The organism is Streptomyces sp. NPDC092045, assembly GCF_044756005.1.
Lineage (GTDB): Bacteria > Actinomycetota > Actinomycetes > Streptomycetales > Streptomycetaceae > Streptomyces.
This window is the reverse complement of the sequence record NZ_JBIVSC010000010.1, coordinates 153,424-168,277: the sequence shown is the minus strand read 5'-3', so window position 1 is coordinate 168,277 and position 14,854 is coordinate 153,424. Positions and strand designations below refer to the sequence as shown.

21 protein-coding genes are annotated in these 14,854 nt (G+C 68.8%); 6 read left to right on the top strand and 15 right to left on the bottom strand.

The window, feature by feature from the left end; translation table 11 throughout:
- The first annotated feature begins 94 nt into the window (after positions 1–94).
- Together ACIQKA_RS23175 and ACIQKA_RS23170 are read left to right on the top strand one after the other, a co-directional pair.
- Positions 95–295, top strand: coding sequence for a hypothetical protein (locus tag ACIQKA_RS23175; RefSeq protein ID WP_402542266.1), 201 nt, complete (start codon positions 95–97; stop codon positions 293–295).
- A gap of 14 nt (positions 296–309) precedes the next feature.
- Complete coding sequence (locus ACIQKA_RS23170; protein ID WP_402542264.1) at positions 310–564, top strand: hypothetical protein; 255 nt, start codon at positions 310–312, stop codon at positions 562–564.
- Between the two features lie 121 nt (positions 565–685).
- On the opposite strand, the gene ACIQKA_RS23165 is transcribed toward ACIQKA_RS23170, so the two are convergent.
- Entirely contained in the window at positions 686–1,264 is a 579-nt protein-coding gene (locus ACIQKA_RS23165) for a restriction endonuclease (RefSeq protein WP_402542262.1), read from the bottom strand.
- A 639-nt stretch (positions 1,265–1,903) separates the two neighbouring features.
- On the opposite strand from ACIQKA_RS23165, the gene ACIQKA_RS23160 reads away from it, so the two are divergent.
- Both ACIQKA_RS23160 and ACIQKA_RS23155 read left to right on the top strand, forming a co-directional pair.
- Complete coding sequence (locus tag ACIQKA_RS23160; RefSeq protein ID WP_402542261.1) at positions 1,904–2,302, top strand: hypothetical protein; 399 nt, start codon at positions 1,904–1,906, stop codon at positions 2,300–2,302.
- The gene (locus ACIQKA_RS23155; protein WP_402542260.1) at positions 2,299–5,226 is read left to right on the top strand and encodes a tetratricopeptide repeat protein; all 2,928 of its coding nucleotides are present in this window, start codon (positions 2,299–2,301) and stop codon (positions 5,224–5,226) included. Before ACIQKA_RS23160 ends, ACIQKA_RS23155 begins: the two co-directional genes overlap by 4 nt.
- A gap of 191 nt (positions 5,227–5,417) precedes the next feature.
- On the opposite strand, the gene ACIQKA_RS23150 is transcribed toward ACIQKA_RS23155, so the two are convergent.
- The 14 genes from ACIQKA_RS23150 to ACIQKA_RS23085 form a co-directional block, all read right to left on the bottom strand.
- Positions 5,418–6,533 (bottom strand): ParB/RepB/Spo0J family partition protein, encoded by a 1,116-nt coding sequence (locus ACIQKA_RS23150; protein ID WP_402542259.1) that lies wholly within the window; start codon positions 6,531–6,533, stop codon positions 5,418–5,420.
- Positions 6,533–7,267, bottom strand: coding sequence for a ParA family protein (locus tag ACIQKA_RS23145; RefSeq protein WP_381441097.1), 735 nt, complete (start codon positions 7,265–7,267; stop codon positions 6,533–6,535). The genes ACIQKA_RS23150 and ACIQKA_RS23145 overlap by 1 nt, the downstream gene beginning before the upstream one ends.
- 520 nt (positions 7,268–7,787) lie before the next feature.
- A complete protein-coding gene (locus ACIQKA_RS23140; protein WP_402542258.1) occupies positions 7,788–8,219 on the bottom strand; it encodes an NUDIX domain-containing protein in 432 nt (143 codons plus the stop codon).
- 5 nt (positions 8,220–8,224) lie between these two features.
- Positions 8,225–8,716 (bottom strand): hypothetical protein, encoded by a 492-nt coding sequence (locus ACIQKA_RS23135; protein ID WP_402542257.1) that lies wholly within the window; start codon positions 8,714–8,716, stop codon positions 8,225–8,227.
- Positions 8,716–8,892: a hypothetical protein gene (locus tag ACIQKA_RS23130; RefSeq protein ID WP_402542256.1), complete on the bottom strand. Its 177-nt coding sequence runs from the start codon at positions 8,890–8,892 to the stop codon at positions 8,716–8,718. Before ACIQKA_RS23130 ends, ACIQKA_RS23135 begins: the two co-directional genes overlap by 1 nt.
- A 21-nt stretch (positions 8,893–8,913) precedes the next feature.
- Entirely contained in the window at positions 8,914–9,168 is a 255-nt protein-coding gene (locus ACIQKA_RS23125; RefSeq protein ID WP_402542255.1) for a hypothetical protein, read from the bottom strand.
- Positions 9,165–9,608: a hypothetical protein gene (locus ACIQKA_RS23120; RefSeq protein ID WP_402542253.1), complete on the bottom strand. Its 444-nt coding sequence runs from the start codon at positions 9,606–9,608 to the stop codon at positions 9,165–9,167. Before ACIQKA_RS23120 ends, ACIQKA_RS23125 begins: the two co-directional genes overlap by 4 nt.
- Complete coding sequence (locus ACIQKA_RS23115) at positions 9,605–10,282, bottom strand: GGDEF domain-containing protein (RefSeq protein WP_402542252.1); 678 nt, start codon at positions 10,280–10,282, stop codon at positions 9,605–9,607. The genes ACIQKA_RS23120 and ACIQKA_RS23115 overlap by 4 nt, the downstream gene beginning before the upstream one ends.
- Before the next feature lie 91 nt (positions 10,283–10,373).
- Entirely contained in the window at positions 10,374–10,679 is a 306-nt protein-coding gene (locus ACIQKA_RS23110) for a hypothetical protein (protein WP_383146267.1), read from the bottom strand.
- Positions 10,680–10,775: 96 nt separating this feature from the next.
- The gene (locus ACIQKA_RS23105) at positions 10,776–11,726 is read right to left on the bottom strand and encodes an AAA family ATPase (RefSeq protein ID WP_402542250.1); all 951 of its coding nucleotides are present in this window, start codon (positions 11,724–11,726) and stop codon (positions 10,776–10,778) included.
- Positions 11,723–12,064: a hypothetical protein gene (locus ACIQKA_RS23100; protein ID WP_402542248.1), complete on the bottom strand. Its 342-nt coding sequence runs from the start codon at positions 12,062–12,064 to the stop codon at positions 11,723–11,725. Before ACIQKA_RS23100 ends, ACIQKA_RS23105 begins: the two co-directional genes overlap by 4 nt.
- Entirely contained in the window at positions 12,061–12,642 is a 582-nt protein-coding gene (locus ACIQKA_RS23095) for a hypothetical protein (RefSeq protein ID WP_402542246.1), read from the bottom strand. Before ACIQKA_RS23095 ends, ACIQKA_RS23100 begins: the two co-directional genes overlap by 4 nt.
- A 183-nt stretch (positions 12,643–12,825) precedes the next feature.
- On the bottom strand, positions 12,826–13,047 hold the full coding sequence (locus tag ACIQKA_RS23090; RefSeq protein WP_402542244.1) for a hypothetical protein: 222 nt from the start codon (positions 13,045–13,047) through the stop codon (positions 12,826–12,828).
- Positions 13,048–13,109: 62 nt separating this feature from the next.
- Positions 13,110–13,295 (bottom strand): hypothetical protein, encoded by a 186-nt coding sequence (locus ACIQKA_RS23085; protein WP_402542242.1) that lies wholly within the window; start codon positions 13,293–13,295, stop codon positions 13,110–13,112.
- Positions 13,296–13,660: 365 nt separating this feature from the next.
- On the opposite strand from ACIQKA_RS23085, the gene ACIQKA_RS23080 reads away from it, so the two are divergent.
- Both ACIQKA_RS23080 and ACIQKA_RS23075 read left to right on the top strand, forming a co-directional pair.
- Positions 13,661–14,125, top strand: coding sequence for a DUF2199 domain-containing protein (locus tag ACIQKA_RS23080; protein ID WP_402542296.1), 465 nt, complete (start codon positions 13,661–13,663; stop codon positions 14,123–14,125).
- A complete protein-coding gene (locus tag ACIQKA_RS23075; RefSeq protein WP_402542240.1) occupies positions 14,125–14,787 on the top strand; it encodes a hypothetical protein in 663 nt (220 codons plus the stop codon). The genes ACIQKA_RS23080 and ACIQKA_RS23075 overlap by 1 nt, the downstream gene beginning before the upstream one ends.
- Positions 14,788–14,854: the final 67 nt, after the last annotated feature.

The following is a 14,854-nucleotide window of genomic DNA, read 5'->3' as shown; positions in this document are numbered from 1 at the left end:
GAAGGCATCACCGGATCTTCACAGCAGCGCCCGCCAGACGGGCCGCCGCATGAGCACGCGACAGTAAGCCACCGGTGTGTGCACAGTCCGCCGCATGAATACGAACCTGCTCCACGGAGACCTCTGCCCGCTGTGCCGCCGTCCTCTCAGGCCGCGTCCGACCACCGTCGTCCGCTCGGCCGGCGTGCCGTACCCCACCCGGACCGTCTACCTGCCGCACTGCGACAGCTGCACCAGCGACCCGTTCAACTCGCAGAAGTGGTACGACGCGATGAACGCCCGCGACGAGAGCTGACCCGGACCGTGCGAATGCTGCGCCACGACCTCATCAACACCACCCAGCACGAACAGCCACCACCGCCCCCGGCCGACCGGCCGGGGGCTTCGTGCGTCCTGGAGGAGTTCGCCGTGCCCACCTACGAGACCCTGCCGCGCTTTACCGCCGACCTTCACCGCCTCACCCCGGAACAACGCCGCAAGTTCCGTCAGACCGTGGCGGCCTTCGTCGAGGACCTGCGCACCGGAGGACGCTTCCGCGCCAGCCTGCGTGACAAGCGCGTCTAGCACCCTCTGGCATCCCCCTCGGTATCTACGGACTGACCTGGTATATGGGCGCTGGCCCTATAGGACGAGCAACCGGTAGTAGGGGTCGGAGCAAGACTCTGGCGCTGAGTGCCAGGAGAGCTCAGGTGTCCGGGGCCAGTTTCCGGTTGGTGCCGGACCGGCCGATGTCCAGGTCGAGGAGCGAAGTAAGGGCTGTGCCGCTGTTCCAGAAGCCGAGCAGGTCGACGTCGACGAGGACCAGGCCGTGGCGGGCGGCGAAGGCCCGGGCCTGCTTGGTGAACTTGCACGAGGCGACGAAGAGCGGAACATCTGCTCCGTGTTCGCTGCGTGCGGTGCCGTTGAACTTCTGCAGGTCCGGGCTGCCGACGGTGCGGTGCTTGGCGTAGCGCTTGCACTGCACGACGAGTTTCCGGCCGTCCGGCAGCCGGCCGATCACGTCGGCGCCCAGGTCGTTCGCCGCCCCCACACGGCGTACATCTGTGCAACCGTCCCGGCGGCACAGTTCCGCGACGTACTCCTCGAACTGCAACGGGTCCAGCACCCAGACCGCCTCCATCGACCGTACGGCCTGGATCCTCGCCTGCTCTGCCAACCGTGCCTTCTCCGCCTCGGCCTCGCGACGCCCACCCCGCACCAGGAAGCCGATCAAGCCTCCCGTACTCAAGACGGCTAACACCAGCAGCACCATGACCGTTCCCATGCCTCACTCCCCTCCTGCATCACCTCAGCCAGCTACAGCTCCCCACCCACAGCGCGCTCTACGCACAGCACCACGTCGCGCCAGCACGGACCTGCCACCAGTTTTACGGCCGTAAAACACACGGGGCCCCGCCCGCAGTCAGCGAGACGAAGCCACGAAGCAGTACGGATACCCAGACTCCGGGAACAGCTAGGAGGCATTCGAGGGCCACGGTCAGCTGCTCTTCGTTCATCTCGCCGATGACGAGTGCAGCGACCCAGCACCTATCGCGTGACCCACGCATCTGCCCGGCGACCGCACCGACCGTCGGCGTCTCGAGTAGTCCGTATCGGCCGGTGTGGGTTGCTCTTACGGCCGGAAGCCGGGCAGAGGTAGCGATCGAGCAGGTTGTGGATGTCCAGGGCTCTGGTCATCGTTCCCGTGCCCGGCGCAGCGCGGATGGCATGAAGCTGCGCGGCCAGCGCTTCTGCGCTGCGCCCGTGTATGTACGCGTTCGGCTCCAGGCTGTCCGGCTCTGCTCCTACGATGAACACTTCGGCAACACGGCCGGTGCCCCGGTGCCGGCGCGAGCTGTTCGTCCTGTAGGGGTGGGCTGGGATGTCTCAAGCGTGGTGGCGGGTGACCGCAGGATTGTGCGCCATGGTGATGCTGGGTCTCATCGCGGTGGCGGTGTTCGTGGACCTGGATACCGGTGACCGGGTGGCCAGCATCATCGGTGCAGCCGCAGGCCTGGCGGGACTGACCCTCGCCCTCCGGCAGGGAACAACCCCCGCACCCTCGTCACCCACCGCACCGCCGGTGAGCGGGCCGCGGTCGGTGCGGGCAGGAGATTCGATCGGCCGGGCGGTCACCGGAGACGGCCACACCCTCACTCACCCCTCCCCCGCTATCCCTCCCGGCAGCGCTCCGGCGCCCGGTGGTGCGGGTGGCGCGGTGCCGGGGGTGCCTGGTGAGCGGGGAGTCGAGGCCGGGGGTTCGATCGGCGAAGCCATCACCGGCGACGCACCCAAGCAGGACGGGCAGCAGAACCAGCCGTGAGTCCCCTGTGGCCCAAGCGGGCGAAGAAAAACAACACCGAGAACCCTGGCTCCGAAGCGCCAAAGGAAATCTCCGACGATGTGCCGGCATCGGCACCACCGGCAGCGACTGTTCCGCCGCAGACAACAGCCGATATAGGGGAACGCGCGCTGGACGTGAGAGGTAATCTTGGGCTGGGGATCAGCGGAGATCACATCTCCGTGCAAGACGTGACGATCAATATGGGTGCGCCGGGACCGTCGGAGCGGATGGTGTCGTTCCCGGTTGTGGTGGGCACTGTGCCGGCGGCGGCAAGCCGGTATCAGGCACGGTCCCAGAGCGGGCTGCTGCGCACAGCACTGGAGGACGGCGAAACAGTCGTCCTCACCGGCACCTTTGTGCAGGGCACCGACAATCACGACGGCACCGGCCAGGACGAGGGCGGGTCGGGTGATGCGCGGTGGGTGTTGTCAGGGTTGGGCGGGGTCGGCAAGACCCAGATCGCCGCCCATCACGCGCGTACCCAGATAGCCGACGGGCGGGTGGATGTGGTCGTGTGGGCCACGGCCACCGACCGCTCCGGCATCCTGTCCGCCTACGCCCAAGCCGCCCGCGCCCTCGGTCTCACTCCTGCGGGCGCTGGTGAGGACGATGCGCAAAGTGCAGCCGTCTTCCTGGCCTGGCTCCAGCCTCGCCCGGTCGCGGCGGGGACGCGGGCGGTGCGGTGGCTGATCGTGCTGGACAACATCACCGACCCCAACCACCTGACCGGCCTGTGGCCCCCCACCTCACCCCTCGGGCAGACCCTGGCGACCACCCGGCGCCGCGACGCCGCCCTGCGGGACCGCGGCACTCAGATCGCCGTCGATGTCTTCACTTCTGCCGAAGCCCTGGCCTTCCTCACCCGACGCCTGGCCGACTACGACCACACCGAACCCGAAGACGACCTGCGCACCCTGGCTCACGCTCTGGGGTATCTGCCGCTCGCTCTCGCCCAGGCTGCCGCCTACCTCGCCGACACCGGCCACACCGCGGCCGCCTACCAGCGGATGCTGACCGAACGCACCGCACGCCTGGCCGAACTCACCCCCGACGCCCTACCCGACGACCAAGAACTGCCCGTCGCGGCTGTCTGGGAGCTCAGCGTCCAATATGCCGACACCCTCCCACCGGCCGGCCTGGCCCGCCCCCTGCTGGCCCTGCTGTCGGTTCTGTCTCCCGACGGCATTCCCACAGTACTGACCACCACTGAAGCAGCCCGTGTCTACCTCAGTCGAAATGCCATAGATGCAGCTCCTGCTACCAAGGCTGCGAAGGACAGGGAACAGGTTAAGGATCGGCAGGTCATGCGGGCTCTCAGCGTGCTGCACCGCCTCAGCCTCATCGATCGCACCCCTGACGCCATCCGCGTCCACGCGCTGGTCCAGCACACCACCCGCGACACCCTCACTGACGAGCAACAGACCACCGCCGCACTAGTTGCAGCTGATGCGCTCCTCGATGCTTGGCCCAAGCGCCTCGACCATGAGGCTCTGCCCCTGCTCATCGCCAACGTCAGCGCGCTACACGCCGCTGGCCCACCCAAAGAAGACGGCGGACTTCACGCCGTCCTCTTCACGGCAGGGCAAACCCTCGGAGAAACCGGGCAGGTCACCGCAGCACACACCTACTTTGATCAGCTATATATCACTGCTCATGACCTCTTGGGACCCGATCATTCTGACACCTTCGCCGTCCGTAACAACCTCGCCGCCTGGCGGGGAGAAACAGGAGACACACAAGGCGCCGCCGACGCTAACGCCGAACTTCTCGATGACCAGCTGCGCATCCTGGGGCCCGACAATCCCCACACCCTCACCACCCGAGGCAATCTCGCCGCCTGTCGCGGGGAAGCAGGAGACCCGCAAGGCGCCGCCGACGCCTACACCGAACTCCTCGATGACCAGCTGCGCATCCTGGGGCCCGACCACCCCCACACCCTGGCCAGTCGAGGCAACCTCGCCCGCTGGCGCGGGAAAGCAGGAGACGCACAAGGCGCCGCCGACACCTACACCGAACTCCTCGATGACCAGCTCCGGATCCTGGGGCCCGACCACCCCCACACCCTCACCAGCCGAAGCAACCTCGCCCACTGGCGCGGGAAAGCAGGAGATACACAAGGCGCCGTCGACGCTAACGCCGAACTTCTCGATGACTGTTTACGCATCCTGGGGCCTGACAATCCCAACACCCTCAGCACCCGGGGCAACCTCGCCCGCTGGCACGGGGAGGCAGGAGACCCGCAAGGCGCCGCCGACGCCTACACCGAACTCCTCGAAGACATGCTGCGCATCCTGGGGCCCGACCACCCCCACACCCTCACCACCCGAGGCGACCTCGCCCACTGGCGCGGGAAAGCAGGAGACGCACAAGGCGCCGCCGACGCCACCGCCGAACTCCTCGATGACCAGCTCCGGATCCTGGGGCCCGACCACCCCCACACCCTCACCACCCGAGGCAACCTCGCCCACTGGCGCGGGAAAGCAGGAGACGCACAAGGCGCCGCCGACGCCACCGCCGAACTCCTCGATGACCAGCTGCGGATCCTGGGGCCCGACCACCCCCACACCCTCACCACCCGAGGCAACCTCGCCCACTGGCGAGTAGAAGCAGGAGACGCACAAAGCGCCGTCGACGGCTACACCGAACTCCTCGAAGACATGCTGCGCATCCTGGGGCCCGACCACTCTGACACTCTCATGGCCCGCAACAACCTCGCCTCCTGCCGCGGCAGAGCCGGAGACGCACAAGGCGCATCCGACGCCTACGCCGAACTCCTCACCGACTACCTGCGCATCCTCGGCCCCGACCACCCCAACACCCTCGTGGCCGACAACAACCTCGTCCACTGGAGCAAGAAACAGGTCGGCCGAATTGCTCTTGAGGGTCGGTCGGAAGGGATGTAATGCAAGAGGGGCCAGCCCGTAGGTTGGCCCCTCTTGCATGGTGAGTTATTAGAGCTGCTTGAGTCGTCGGGATGTCTCTTCAAAGATGGTGGCGAGCTGGAGGCGTCCCGGGCATCCATCCGTAGCCGCAGGCGCTCATACGTATAGAAGCCCCTGCTCGTCACTCTGGAGAGCAGGAGCTTCTGGCTGAGCTATGCGTCTCGGAGGCCGGCAGTGACCTCTTCGAGGATGTCTGCGAGCGAGGCGCGGTCCTGTGGGGAGAGGTCTCCTCGCATGTCGGCGATGACGGCCTCTACGCCTCGGCTGCGTCGGAAGTAGCGCAGGATGAACGCGCTCCGTTGTGCCGGGTCCAGATGGGCGAATGCGGCGTCCATGAGGGCGGAGCCGTCATGCCAGAGCGCTTCGGTACCTGCTGGCGCCTGCGGGAGCGTGGTGATCCGAGGTTCTGGAACGAGGCGGGTGGGTTCGCTGATGCCGGGGGACGTTACTGCCGTCGCTCCCCCGCCGTTCAGCGCGGCTTCCGATACAGGGCTCAAAACCGGGTTTTGAACCGGCGAGGTCACCGGAGCGGCCGTGCGCTTGCGTGTGGCCTTCGGCGCATGGGCCTTGCTCAGCTCCTCGGCAGCGATGGCCTTCTGCTGTTCCGGGTCCTGGATCCGGGCGATCTTCTCGGCTGTCTTGACCTTGAGCTGTTTAGTGTCGACAGCTTCTTGAAGCTCGGGCGGCAGGTTGAGCAAGGCAAGGCGGTTGGAGACGTACATCTGGGACTTGCCGATGCGCTCCGCGACCTTCTCTTGAGATCCGTGTCGTTCGATCATCCGCTGCAGGAACTCGGCCTCCTTGTAGGGAGGGATGTTCTTGCGGTGGATGTTCTCGATGACAACGGCTTCGTCGAGTTTGTCGTCGTCTTCGTTGCCGAGGCGGTCACGAACGCGGATCTCGAGCTTCGTCCAGCCGAGCTGCTTGGCTGCGTGGAAGCGCCGGTTGCCGAGGATGATGACCCACTGGGCGTCGCCGAGCTTGGAGCCATGCTCGGGCTTGACACGGAGGAAGGCCTCGCGGGACATGGCGACGGCGGGCTGGAGTTGTCCGACGGACTGCATCGACTCTTTGAGTTCCCGGAAGTCAGGGTCGTCGTCGGAGTAGTCGGCGTCGGTGCGGGGGTTCTCCGGGTTGCCGACGAGCATGTGCATGTAAGCGGTGGTCGGCGGCGTCTCCGGCTTGGCCGGCTCGTCGGCGGAGGCTCGCTTGCTGCCGGGCTTGCCCGGTCCGTCGAGGAGGTCGGCCCAGGGCTTCTTCGTCGCCATCAGCGGGAGCCCTTCTTGCCGGCGCCGAGCTCGAGGGCGAGCTGGTAGAAGTCCTCGCGGGCTTCCATCGCGACCCGGTTCTTCTTGTACTGGGTGACGACGGTGCCTTCGAGTGCTGCCCGAGTGTGGACCTTGTAGTGGCGGACGACGGTGTTGGCCAGGTTCCAGCCTTGGGCGCGGACGAAGTCCTTGGTCTGGTCGAGGTCGGCTTCGCCGTCTCGGGGGTCCCAGTTGTTGATGACGACGAGGTAGGGGATGCCGAGTGGCTTGACCACTTCCTCGATGGTGTCGCGGGTCGGCATGAACCCGAGCGGCTCGGGTTCGACGGGGACGATGATGTCGTCGGCGTTGGCCAGGACGGCGCGCATGGCGTCGGCGGCGGTGCTCTTGCCGAACGGGTCGCCGGCCTCTTCCTTCTCGTCCTCGGGAAGGTCCATCCATCCAGGGGTGTCGATGAAGGCGTGCTTGATCTTGCGGGACTTCTTCAGGGCGGAGAACAGCTCCAGGTCGTCCTTGGAGTTGATCTGCTCGAAGGAGAAGGGGAGCTCCTGGCCGACTCGCTCTGACCACCAGGTGGTCGAGCCCTGGGGGTCGGCGGAGACGGCTGCTACGTAGTGGGGGTCGCCTTCGGGGGCTGCGCCCAGAACGTGAGCGGTGATAGCCGCGGTGTTGACGGTGAGAGTCGACTTTCCGACTCCACCCTTGCGGTTGATGAGCGCGGTGATCCGTGCCATGGGTGGTACTCCTGATGCTCCGTATGCTTCCCAGCCGGACTGGCTGGTACTAGCGGACCGGGACAGGATGCCACGTATCGCCCCGTGTGTAGGTACTGCGACGGGCTTTCAAAACCGGGTTTTGGTGTTCCCACCTACGGCCGGCTCACTTCCGCTGCTGTCCTTCGCCTTCAAAACCCGGTTTTGAGCTGCTCGCTGTAGGTCTCGGGGGAGGGGCAGCTCCTCAGAAACTATGGCGGCTGCTTGTGCCTCGCTGGAGCTGCTTCGTGCTCAGGCTCTTCAAAACCGGGTTTTGACGGGAGTGCCAGGGGAGGGTCGCCCGCGAATGCAAGAAGGCCCGGGGATCTCCACGAGCTCGCGGAGATCCCCGGGCCTGAGCAGCAGACAACGATCCGTCGACCTCATGGCAGACATACGAGGAGCGAAGGCGCCAGGATGCTGACGGGACCCGCACCAGCCAGCCCCGCTCGCGGCAACAGGTGCTGTCATGCCTGACACACGTCGGACAATGGCGGTGATGTCAGGGGGTCGACGGCAGGACTGTGGCGAGGATGTCGGCGTGGTCGAACGCGAGCCGCTCGGGCAGGTCGGTCAGGGGCCACCAGCGGGCGTCGCAGGCGTCGTCTCCGGCGATGGCCTGGGTGTCGGCGGGAACGGTGGCGAGGTAGGTGACGGTGACGTACCGGCCGCGCGGGTCGCGGTCGGGCTGGTCCCAGACGCCGACCAGGCCCAGGTCGTCCTCGGCGACGCGGATGCCGGTCTCCTCCTCCAGCTCGCGAACAGCGGCTTGGCGGGAGGATTCTCCGTCGTCGACGTGACCTCCGGGCAGCGCCCAGTGGTTCTCGAAGGGCGGCCAGCCGCGCTTGATGAGCAGGACGCGGCCGTCGTCGGTTACAGCGATGACGTCGGCGGTGTAGCGGATGACGGCGTGGTTCTCATTGGTGTCGCTCATGGTGATCAGCCCTTCCAGTCCGGGTTGGGGGTGGATCGGGTGCCGGTCTCGTAGGTGTGGATCAGGTCGGTGATCGCGTCCGAGTGCTCGGCGAGGCCGACCCAGGCGCCGGCCTCGGTGAACACGGGCACGGTGTCGATCTCAGGGTCGAGGACGACGAGGTAGGGGCCGTAGCGGTCGAGGGCCGTCTCGGCCAGGTCCATGGCGGGCGCGGGGGACAGGAGGCCCAGGGCGTCGACATCGAGGCGCGGTCCGCCTTCGTCACCGGGGCCGGGCAGGGCGAGGTGACCGCCGATGCGCAGCAGGTCCCCGGGCCTCATGAGGGTGAGCAGCTCGTGGGCGAGGTGCGGGTCGGCTGTGCGGCAAGCCCAGACCGTCTCGTCGGTGACATCGTCCGTCGGTGAGGAGACCACCCGGAAGCGGACGATCAGGCCGCCATCGTCGGGGACCGGGAGGTCGTCGAGGTAGCCGTCGAGGACCAGGGGTATCGCGGTCATCAGCGTGCCTTCCGGGTCGGGAGGTTCTGGCGCGGGCAGCGCTGGGCGGCGAGGAGGGTCTCGCGGTTGCGGCGCTGCTGCTCGGGGGTGAGAGGCCGCGTGCGGGGACCGTCGCGGTGCCACAACGGGGAGGCCGGCGGCTCGGGGTAGGCCAGGGTGCGGTCGGTGTCGCTCATGAGTGCCTCCAGGGGAGGGAGTCAGGCGTGGTCGTTGCCCTTGCCGCTCTTGGGCAAGTCGGAGATGAACTGGGCCTCTCCGGCGTGCTCCGCGTTCCAGTTCTCCGCGCAGGTGTTGTGCACGGGTTCGCCGTCGTGGGAGCGCAGCGGAGTCGTCCTCTGGCACAGCACGTACCGTTCGGGCCGGGCGTAATGCCGTGCGTCGCGCCAGTCCAGGAGGCGGACCGGCGCGGTGGGCGGCCCGGTCGGTGCGGGAGCCGGGCGGCGGGTACTCATGGCCGGAAGCGGGGGAGCTGGGTGAAGACGCGCTCCAGGAGCTGCGGTGTCGGGCGCCAGGGGCCGAGCTGTCCGGTCGCGGGGACCGGCAGGGCGAGCTCTTGGACGTCGGTGAGCTCGAGGTGCCACATGCCGGGGAGCGACCACGGCGTACACGGCTCGGATCCGTCGGGGTCCTGGTGCAGGGCGGTGATGCGGGCGACGCCGAGGACGGCGCCGGTCACCAGATCACGTCCGCGCACCGCGTGGGCGACAAGCGGGTCCCGTCGTGCGCGCCGGTCGATCTGCCCGCCGGCGTGCAGCAGGACCCAGCCCGGCCGCCAGACAGGCCGGGGTCGGTTCTCGATCGTCTTGTGCCCGGCGAGGATGGCGGCCGTCCAGGGCTGCTTGATGGTGATGCCCCGGATCCAGTCGCCTGCGGGAAGGGTGTCGGTGCTCACGCGGCCTTCCCCCACACGGCCGTGCCCGGGCGCCCAGCGCGGCGGCCGTTGAGGGACGGGACGGTGGCATGCGCTGCGGTGGCCAGGACCGCGCGTCCGGTGTGCTTGCCGTCGTACAGCGCCGCGTCGGCGGCCCGCTGAAGCATGCTCAGGTCACGGGAGCCGACTACGACCGGGGTCGCGGCGCCGACCGAGGCGGCGACGTCGACAGTGCGTCCGTCGTCCAGGGTGACCGAGGTGTGCAGCATCCGGACCAGCTGCGCGAGGCGCTGCTCGCGACGGTCGGCGGGCAGTTGGAGGACTACGGCGAACTCGTCGCCCCCGAGTCGGCCGACCGCAGCGCGCGGGCCCGCCCAGGCGGTGAGGCGGGCCGCGATCGACGCGAGGACGGTGTCGCCCGCCGCGTGCCCGAGGCCGTCGTTGATCTCCTTGAACCGGTCGGCGTCGACCATGACCACGGTCGTGTCATCGCCGTGGCGGGCCAGGAGCCGGCGGGCGCGGGCGGTGTAGGCGTCGCGGCGCATCAGGCCGGTCAGCGGGTCCTTCCGCGTGGCGGCGAGCTGCTTGTGCAGCGCGACGGCGTGGAGCGCCCAACCGGTGAGCGGCAGGGCGGCGGTGGTGATCAGGAGGGTGCGCGGGCCGAACCGGCCTGTGGTGTGCAGGACGGAGTCCATACTGAGAATCTCCCTCTCGTCTCGTACGGGTTGGGTGGGCCCGGGACAGCCGTCGAAGCCGGTCAAGCAGAGCGGCTGTCCCGGGGCAGAGCTACATCTCGAAGGGCGTGGAGTTGAGCCAGCTGTACGGGCTCCTCCAGGGGCCGGCCGTCGCAGCGGGCCAGTCGAGCTCCCAGCCGGGCCGGTATCCGCAAGCCGACCATCCATCCGGGCTTCCGTGGGGAATCTCGCGTCCGGCCTCCGCAGCGGCACGGGCCGCGTCGTAGACCTTGTGCGCGGCCTGCACGGCGGCGGCGCGGCTGCTCGCCCAGCCGGTGAAGACGTGCACCCCGCGCAGGGTGGGCGTCTCGGTGCTCCGTATGGGGACGTCGACCTCGTAGTACGGGGGCTGGGTCATGACATCCATCTCCTCTCGTGATCGCGGTGGGTGAGGGGCCACCGCGACCGCCCCGGCCCCGGCGGTGGGCCGGGGTCGGGGCGGCACGGAGGTCCGTCAGCCGTGGATCGCTGCGAGGTCCTGCGCCTCGATGTCCGGGTCGTCCTCGTCGCCCTGGTCGTCGTCGTTGTTCGGGCCGTGGACGGTGCAGACAATGTCGTCGCGGTGGTCCAGGTCGCCGGTGAGCGCGCGGTGCAGGCAGGTGACGCTGTAGGCCGGCGTCCAGGCGGTGGCGCTGCACTCGGGGTCGAACGAGCACGGCACGGCGATGTCGAACCCGATGTCGCCCTCGCCGTCGACGTCCAGGCGCAGCGCGAGGGTCAGGGACTGCTGGCCGAGGCGGACCTCGCCGACACGGTCACCGCCGGCGATGTCGGAGCCGTCCTTCCACCGCCACATCGGCAGGATCTCCTCACCGAAGAACCGGCGTACGAGGAGCAGGTGGCCCAGGCCGTCGCCGCCGTCCAGGCCGAGGTCGGCCTGGCGGGCCGCGCTCAGGTGCCGCAGGTACGGCTCCAGCCGGTTCAGGTCGTGGGCGAAGAGGACCTGGGTGAAGCCCTCCCGGGCGAGGCTCTGGTGGGAGAAGGCCATCGCCTCGTGCTGTCGCCGGACGACGTCGTCGGGCACGCGCCGGTTGGCCGGGCGCGGCTGCTGCCGCTGGAGGCACAGCGACAGCGGCGTGGAGACGACGACCGCGACTGTCGGCACGCCGTACTTCTTCGCCGTCATCACCAGCTCGACTCTGATGGCCTCCTCCACGTTCGTCGCGTCCACGACCGTGTTCAGGCGGCGGGCCATCCGGCGTTCCAGGATGACCTTGAGGACGTCGGCGACGTCGTCGGTGGCAGCCTGGTTGCCCGGGTCGTCGCTGACGGTGCCCCTCAGAGCGTCGAGGGAGAGGACCTGGGAGGCCGGCCAGGTGCGGGCCAGGGTCGACTTGCCGGCGCCGCTTGCGCCGATCAGTACGACGAGCGCGTTCTCCGGAAGCTGCGGCTGGGTCTGGCTCACGTGTCATCTCCTTGCGGTTCAAGGGCGCGGGCGGCCCAGGTCATGCGCTGCCCGGCGTTGTCGGTGATCAGGGCGGCGGCCTCGTACAGAGAGCGGGAGGCGACGCCGTCGCGGTAGGGCTCGAATTGCTCCGCCCGGCGGGCGGCGGTGCTGACGAGCTGGGCGAGCGTGGGGAAGAGGCCGCCGGGGACGTCGATGTCCTTCTGGAGCTCGCGCAGGATCGCGGCGAGCTCGGGGGCGTCGAGGTCGCCGGCGCTCAGGTCGTCCTGGATCTGCTGGAGGGCGAGCTGGGCGATCCCGATCGAGGCGCGGACGCGGTCAAGGCGGGTGCGGCTCACCGGCGGCCGCCGGGGCGGGTGGTGAGCCAGGTGGTGACGGCGGCGGCGCCGATGCCTATGGCGCGGTGGAGTGCCGCGTCCAGCTCCATCCACGCGCTGCCCGGCCCGGTGAGCTCCTTGGTGACCGCGCCTTCGTCGTCGAGGCGGACCGCCTGGCAGTGCTCGATGTAGCCGGTCTTCTTGGTCTTCTTCGCGAGCCACAGCAGTACGGCTCCGCGGTCGATCGCGGCGTGCGTTCCGGCGTTGATGGCCGCGCCGGCGAGCAGCGCGGTCGGGGTGACGCGGTAGCCGAACGCGCGGGTGATCGCGATGGTCGCCCCGAGCTGCACGGCCGTGTACGACGCGACGTGGCAGGCCACCGCGCGCCTGCCGAGCGTGCTGGTGGTCATGGTCGGGCGGGTGGAGTCCGCCGTGGCGGGGGAGCCGTCGGCGTGGACCAGGTCCTTGCCGTACAGCCGCTTCCGCGAAGCCGTCTTCGACCCCTGGACCCAGTGGTCACATGCGGGATGCAGCTCGCCGAAGGTGGCCAGCAGGGTGCCGAAGAGGGCGAGGCGCTCGGTGGTGAGGTGTCGGGGCATGCTGGAGGTCTCCTGATCTCGGATCTGGGTGAGGGAGCGGGTGGCTGGCCCTTTGCCGATGCGCGGCCGCCCGAGGTCCGACCCGGCCGCACCGGCCGGGGTCGGGTCGCTTCAGAACGGGGGCTCGTCCGGCTAGGCCGGGACGGGCAGGAGCCGGATGCGCCAGGTGGGCCGGTTCGCCCACTAGCCGCACGCCTCCATCTCCGGGTTCACGCCGTCGACCCACCAGCCGCCGTAGCCCCGGCAGTCGGGGCAGGAGCGGCGGGGCAGAGGTGTCAGCTCGATGCGGTGCCGGTGGACGTGCAGCCGCCGATGCCCGGTCCTGGGCGCGAGGGCGACGGCCCCGGCCGCGGCTTCCGGAAAGGCGGCGAGCAGCAGGGCGGCGCGCAGACGGCGGCCGGTCACGTCAGCGGGATCGCGCGGCAGGTGGTGGCGTGGGTGCTGGCCGCCTCCCGGCTCCGCCAGAGTCAGTCTGCCTGCGGGCAGTCGGAGCTGTCCTTGCAGTCGCGGCACGTCCAGCGGTTGTCCTTGGTGTGCTCGCCGCCGCCGGTGACGTCGACGGCGGCACCGGCGAGGTTGCTGTAGCAGATCTGGAGGTACCTCGGGCGCTCGGGCTCGGTGAAGGCGGAGACGCGCAGAGTGGAGGTGCTCATGAACGGTGGTCCTCTCGGATCAGGCGGCCGGCAGGTGCTTGGCCGGGGGAGCGATGTAGGAGGTGGGGTCGGCGGGCGTTCCGTCGGAGCACTCCAGGTAGGAGCCCAGGGAGCGCAGAGGTGTTGGCGGAGTGCACTTGTTCCGTAGCTGCGGTATTCCAGTGCCAAGGCGTCACGGAAGCCGCTTGCCATCGCTTGTCCTCGGGGTAGCCAGCTGTGACTGAGTGGGGTAGTTGGTCGCGCGGAGTTGTGCCGGGCAAGCACCCTTCGGGTACGGCTGGAGTCCGTCGCTAGGCTCCGGGCCCATGACCAGTGATTTGGGGTTCACCTGCACGTGCTGCGGGGCCCGCCACCCTGAGCTGCCGATGAACTACACGGCCGAGGCCCCTGCCGTGTGGGATCCGGCCTTCGCCGATGCCGAGGACTGCTTGCTCTCTACGGACCAGTGCGTGGTCCGCGGGCAGCACTATTTCGTCAAGGGGCTGATCGAGATACCGGTCATCGGCAGTGCCGAGGTGTTCTCCTGGGGCGTCTGGGTCTCGCTCAGCCGAGAGAGCTTCTCCCGAGCCTCGGATCTGTGGGACAGACCCGGCCGCGAAACGGAGAAGCCCTACTTCGGCTGGCTCACCACCGATCTTCCGGTGTACCCGGCGACGACGCTCAGTTTGAAAACGCGCGTCCATACCCGCCCGGTCGGCGAGCGCCCTTTCGTCGAGCTGGAACCCACTGACCATCCCCTCGCCGTCGAGCAGCGCACGGGGATCAGCCCGGAGCGCGTGCGGGAGATTGCATCGGCCGTGCTCCACGCCGGTAACGGTGAGCCGCGGTAATGGCCGATCAGCCCGTATGGCCCGTCCCGGTCGCACCTGCCGGCCTGAGCCGCAGGGCCCAGCGGTTCATCGAGACGGAAGGCATCGGCGTTCGCCAACAGGACATCCGGCGACACCACGACGCGTGGATCGAGCACGGGATCCCCGCGGCGGAGATCGAACGGGCCACTGCTTTCCAGGACCGCTGGGGCGGCCTCGCCCTGCCGCCAGCCCCTTTCTACGAGGGTGGTCCGCGCATCCTGGACGCTGACTGCCCCGAAGAGACGCCCGCAGAAGGCTGGTCATTCCCGGCAGGAGACTGCCGGGTGTCCATGGCCTACAGCTTCATGATCGGCCCCGACGGTGCGTTCGGCATCGACGCCTACCGCTGGACGCCCCTGCATGCCAGCACTGACGGATGGGTGGAATCCCTGGCGCTCGCCGCTCATGCCCGCCGCTGGGCCACGACCTTCACAAGGGTCACGCGCAATGCCGTCGACGCACTGGATCTCGGCGAATTCGAGCCGGTCCCCGAAGTGCAGGGTGTGACGGACTCTTGGTGGCGGGGCAAGGACTCCCTCATCGCCGTGTACCGGGGTGAGGCCGTGGGCCTTGGCGCCCCGCAATGCCTCGAAGCCCACATCTACGGGGGTCTCGACGAGTGGGGCCTCCATGGCGGCTGACTCGCGGGCCTTGGAACTGGGTTTACCTCTGCTCAGGTAACAGCAGGGCAAGGGAGGGGGCTGGCTC

Excerpts from the sequence above, each read along its gene's own strand:
- ACIQKA_RS23175 (WP_402542266.1), top strand. The coding sequence starts at position 95 with ATGAATACGAACCTGCTCCACGGAGACCTCTGCCCGCTGTGCCGCCGT.
- ACIQKA_RS23170 (WP_402542264.1), top strand. The coding sequence starts at position 310 with ATGCTGCGCCACGACCTCATCAACACCACCCAGCACGAACAGCCACCA.
- ACIQKA_RS23165 (WP_402542262.1), bottom strand. The coding sequence starts at position 1,264 with ATGGGAACGGTCATGGTGCTGCTGGTGTTAGCCGTCTTGAGTACGGGA.
- ACIQKA_RS23160 (WP_402542261.1), top strand. The coding sequence starts at position 1,904 with ATGGTGATGCTGGGTCTCATCGCGGTGGCGGTGTTCGTGGACCTGGAT.
- ACIQKA_RS23150 (WP_402542259.1), bottom strand. The coding sequence starts at position 6,533 with ATGGCGACGAAGAAGCCCTGGGCCGACCTCCTCGACGGACCGGGCAAG.
- ACIQKA_RS23145 (WP_381441097.1), bottom strand. The coding sequence starts at position 7,267 with ATGGCACGGATCACCGCGCTCATCAACCGCAAGGGTGGAGTCGGAAAG.
- ACIQKA_RS23140 (WP_402542258.1), bottom strand. The coding sequence starts at position 8,219 with ATGAGCGACACCAATGAGAACCACGCCGTCATCCGCTACACCGCCGAC.
- ACIQKA_RS23135 (WP_402542257.1), bottom strand. The coding sequence starts at position 8,716 with ATGACCGCGATACCCCTGGTCCTCGACGGCTACCTCGACGACCTCCCG.
- ACIQKA_RS23130 (WP_402542256.1), bottom strand. The coding sequence starts at position 8,892 with ATGAGCGACACCGACCGCACCCTGGCCTACCCCGAGCCGCCGGCCTCC.
- ACIQKA_RS23125 (WP_402542255.1), bottom strand. The coding sequence starts at position 9,168 with ATGAGTACCCGCCGCCCGGCTCCCGCACCGACCGGGCCGCCCACCGCG.
- ACIQKA_RS23115 (WP_402542252.1), bottom strand. The coding sequence starts at position 10,282 with ATGGACTCCGTCCTGCACACCACAGGCCGGTTCGGCCCGCGCACCCTC.
- ACIQKA_RS23110 (WP_383146267.1), bottom strand. The coding sequence starts at position 10,679 with ATGACCCAGCCCCCGTACTACGAGGTCGACGTCCCCATACGGAGCACC.
- ACIQKA_RS23095 (WP_402542246.1), bottom strand. The coding sequence starts at position 12,642 with ATGCCCCGACACCTCACCACCGAGCGCCTCGCCCTCTTCGGCACCCTG.
- ACIQKA_RS23085 (WP_402542242.1), bottom strand. The coding sequence starts at position 13,295 with ATGAGCACCTCCACTCTGCGCGTCTCCGCCTTCACCGAGCCCGAGCGC.
- ACIQKA_RS23080 (WP_402542296.1), top strand. The coding sequence starts at position 13,661 with ATGAACTACACGGCCGAGGCCCCTGCCGTGTGGGATCCGGCCTTCGCC.
- ACIQKA_RS23075 (WP_402542240.1), top strand. The coding sequence starts at position 14,125 with ATGGCCGATCAGCCCGTATGGCCCGTCCCGGTCGCACCTGCCGGCCTG.